The sequence below is a fragment of the Streptomyces sp. NTH33 genome (genome assembly GCF_003236365.1).
GTDB lineage: Bacteria > Actinomycetota > Actinomycetes > Streptomycetales > Streptomycetaceae > Streptomyces.
In genome coordinates this window covers 1-3570 of the sequence record NZ_POTZ01000590.1, presented here as the reverse complement: position 1 = coordinate 3570, position 3570 = coordinate 1, and the positions used below count along the sequence as shown (strand labels likewise).

The window sequence follows — 3570 nt, the reverse complement described above, 5'->3', positions numbered from 1 at the left end:
CCTTCCTCCTCCCCGACCACCCCGAACAGTGTGCGGGCCACGTCCGCGCCGAAGCCGTGCACGTCGTGGCTCATCGCGGACAGGGTCGGGTGGGTCAGCCGGCACAACTGGGAGTCGTCCCAGGCCAGCAGCGAGACGTCGGCCGGGACGCGCAGGCCCATCTCCGCGGCCACCGACAGCCCGGCGACCGCCATGATGTCGTTGTCTTGAAGTGCTCTCCCGGCGGGAGGCCGGGAGATTCCCTCCTACCTTGCGGTGGCGGGCTTGACGCCACGTGGGCGCCTGACGACTGCCCTTCCGGCAGCCGGGACGAGCGCGAGGCCCGTCCGGTACAGGTGCAGGATATTCCGGGCCGCGTTGTGGTCGGCGTTGCCCGACCAGCCGCAGCCTTCGTTCTTGCACACGAACACGGCCTGGGACTCCCGGCTGTCCGGCGTGGTGAAGCCGCAGGCCGAGCAGCGCCGGGAGGTGCCGGGGGCGGGAACCTTGTACAGGGCGCCGCCGAGGCGGGCGGCTTTGTACGTCAGCAGGGCGATGGTCCGGCCCCAGGCCTCGCCGCTGATGGAGCGGTTGAGACCGGACTTCTGCGCGACGTTCCTCCCCGGGTTCTCGATGGTGCCCCTGGCGCTTCTGGTCATATTCGTGATGGCCAGATCTTCCACCACGATCACGCCGTAGGTGCGGGCGAGTTCGGTGGTGGTCTGGTGCTGCCAGTCACTCGCCCTGCGCTTGGCTGTCGCGCGAAGGCTCGCGATCTGGTCGTAGGTCCGCTGAAGGCGGCGGGAGGCACGCTCCCCCCGCTTCCGGAAGCTGTTGCGGTGGGCGGCCCGCCGCTCCAACCGGAGCAGCCTGGCCTGTTCCTTGCCGGTCAGCCACTCGCCGTGGGTCCTGGTGGTTCCGTCCGAGAGGGCCAGGGGGACGGTGACGCCCAGGTCGATGCCGACCTCAGGCCCGGCGTGCGGCTCGGGAGTGTCCTCGAGGGTGGTCACACGGAAGGCGATGTGCCAGCCGAGCGCATCCTTCACCAGGCGGGCGCCGGTGATCCGATTTCCGGCGTCCGCCTTCTTGCCGACAGGCAGGTCCTTGGTCCAGCGGAACCGGACGCGGCCGACCTTGGGGATGTTGACCATGCCCCAGCGGCGGTGCACCCGCGTAATCTGCAGGTCACGCCCCTGCGGGATGTCCACGGACATCACCGACCGGAAGCGGGCCTTGAAGTTCGGCGCGTCGGCCCGCCCCTGCCAGCAATTCCTCCATGCCTGGAGGTACGTCCTCAGCACCGCCTGCGCGGCCTGGGCGGGCAGGGCGGCGAGCCAGCCGACCTCCTTGCGGGCTTGGCGGATCGCCGCATCGGCGGCGGCCAGCGTGCGCTTGCCCTTGGGCAGCAAGGTCCACCAGTCGTGCAGGAGGTTCCACGTCGCACGGGCGGCGTGCGCCTGAGCGTCGACGAGCCGGACCTGCGCAGGCGTCAGCGCCAGCCGGGCACGGTGCCCGAACCGCCGCTCCTTCTGCGCACGCTCCGTGGTCACTCGATCACATTAGCATTTAGTACGTGTCGCCACGCCAGAGCCCAGATCCTGATGTGAGCACCGGCCGTCACGTCGTCCACCACCTCCGTGCCCATTTGGTGTTCTTCACCAAGTGCCGGTGCGGCGCCCTCACCGACGCCGCGCTGAGGCGGTGCGAGCAGATCATGAAGAAGGTGTACGAGGACTTCGAGGCCGAGCTGAGGCAGTTCAACGGCGAGCATGACCACGTGCACCTGCTCGTGCACTACCCGCCCAAGGTCCAGCTCTCCAAGCTGGTCAACTCCCTCAAGGGCGTCTCCGCCCGGCTGCTGCGCAAGGAGTACGACGCCCACGTGCGCCGGCACCTGTGGGGCGGCCGCTTCTGGTCCGGCTCGTACTTCGCCGGGAGCTGCGGCGGGGCGCCGCCGACCGCCGTACGCCAGTACATCGAGGACCAGCAACGCCCGTGTGAGCCTCATGCCGCACAGTGATGCCCCGGCACTCCGCACCGGAACGCCGAGGAGGGATGCGCTTCGCCTCCGCCCCGAAGGGCGGAGCACTGCGCAAGGCCAAAGAAGAACTCGCACTCGCGCACGGCGCACGGCGCAACGCCTCACGGTGATCAGGCGACCGCCAGCGCCTCCACCAGCACCGGCGACACCTGCTCCACCTGCCAGGGCCGCGCCCCGTACCCCGCCAGGGCGGCGCCGACCGACTCGAGGTCGGCACTCCTCGGCGGCTCCCAGCAGAGCCGCCGCACCGCGTCCGGGGCCACGAGGTTCTCCTGCGGCATGTTCAGCCGCTCGGCCAGCGCGGACACCGCGGCCTTCGCGGCGGACAGCCGGGCCGCCGCCGCGGGGTCCTTGTCGGCCCACGCCCGGGGCGGCGGGGGCCCGGTCACCGGCTGTCCGGACTGGGGCAGCTCGGAGTCGTCGAGGGCCAGCGCCCGGTCGATCGCGGCCTGCCACTGCTCCAGCTGTCGCCGCCCCAGGCGGTGCCCGAAGCCGTTCAGCGCGGCGAGGGCGTGCACGTTCGCCGGAACGGAGAGCGCGGCCTGCACGATGGCCGCGTCCGGCAGCACCTTGCCCGGTGAGACGTCCCGCCGTTGGGCGATCAGGTCCCGGGCCTGCCACAGCTCCCGTACGACGGCGAGCTGCCGCCTGCGCCGCACCTTGTGCATCCCGGACGTGCGCCGCCAGGGGTCCTTGCGGGGCCCGGCCGGGGGTGCCGAGGCGATGGCGTCGAACTCCTGCAGGGCCCACTCCAGCTTGCCCTGCCGGTCGAGCTCCTTCTCCAGCGCGTCCCGCAGGTCGACGAGGAGTTCCACGTCGAGCGCCGCGTAGCGCAGCCACGGCTCGGGCAGCGGGCGGGTGGACCAGTCGACGGCGGAGTGGCCCTTCTCCAGGACGAAGCCGAGGACCCCCTCGACCATCGCGCCGAGCCCGACCCGCGGGAACCCGGCGAGCCGGCCGGCCAGCTCGGTGTCGAACAGGGCGGTGGGCGCCATGCCTATCTCGCGCAGGCAGGGCAGGTCCTGGGTGGCGGCGTGCAGCACCCACTCCACGCCGGACAGGGCCTGGCCGAGGCCGGACAGGTCGGGGCAGGCGGCGGGGTCGATCAGCGCGGTGCCGGCGCCCTCGCGGCGCAGCTGCACCAGGTAGGCGCGCTGGCCGTAGCGGTAGCCGGACGCCCGTTCGGCGTCGACGGCGACGGGGCCGGAGCCGGCGGCGAAGGCGGTGGCCACCTGGACGAGGGCGTCCGTGTCGGCGATGACGGGCGGTATGCCCTCGCGGGGCTCGAACAGCGGGATCGGCACCCCGGTGTCGATCGGCACCCCGGTGTCAGAGGATCCGCCGTCGTCCGGAGGGGCGCCCCCGGTGATGCGCAGTGAACTGTCTGCTGCGGTCTCTTGGGCGTCGGTCACCTGTCAAGGGTATCCGTGGATGGACGGCGCCCGCCGACGGAACGTTCCGTCGGCGGGCGCCGGGGGGTCGTAAACCAGTCAGGTCGAGGTCACGTCCGATTCACGACCGGCAGGGGGGAGGCGGCCAGGGCCTGGGGG

Annotated in this window: 3 protein-coding genes and 1 pseudogene; 1 reads left to right on the top strand and 3 read right to left on the bottom strand. The window is 72.0% G+C overall.

Annotation, left to right across the window (positions count from 1 at the left end; all coding sequences use genetic code 11):
- Positions 1-209, bottom strand: a pseudogene (locus C1I97_RS33420) (substrate-binding domain-containing protein); the annotation flags it as partial.
- A gap of 36 nt (positions 210-245) precedes the next feature.
- A complete protein-coding gene (locus C1I97_RS33415; protein ID WP_258382859.1) occupies positions 246-1529 on the bottom strand; it encodes an RNA-guided endonuclease InsQ/TnpB family protein in 1284 nt (427 codons plus the stop codon).
- A 23-nt stretch (positions 1530-1552) separates the two neighbouring features.
- Between C1I97_RS33415 and tnpA the strand changes: the two genes are divergently transcribed.
- A complete protein-coding gene (gene tnpA, locus C1I97_RS33410; protein WP_111006775.1) occupies positions 1553-1999 on the top strand; it encodes an IS200/IS605 family transposase in 447 nt (148 codons plus the stop codon).
- Positions 2000-2130: 131 nt separating this feature from the next.
- On the opposite strand, the gene C1I97_RS33405 is transcribed toward tnpA, so the two are convergent.
- Positions 2131-3432: a ribonuclease D gene (locus C1I97_RS33405; protein ID WP_111006774.1), complete on the bottom strand. Its 1302-nt coding sequence runs from the start codon at positions 3430-3432 to the stop codon at positions 2131-2133.
- Positions 3433-3570 lie beyond the last annotated feature (138 nt).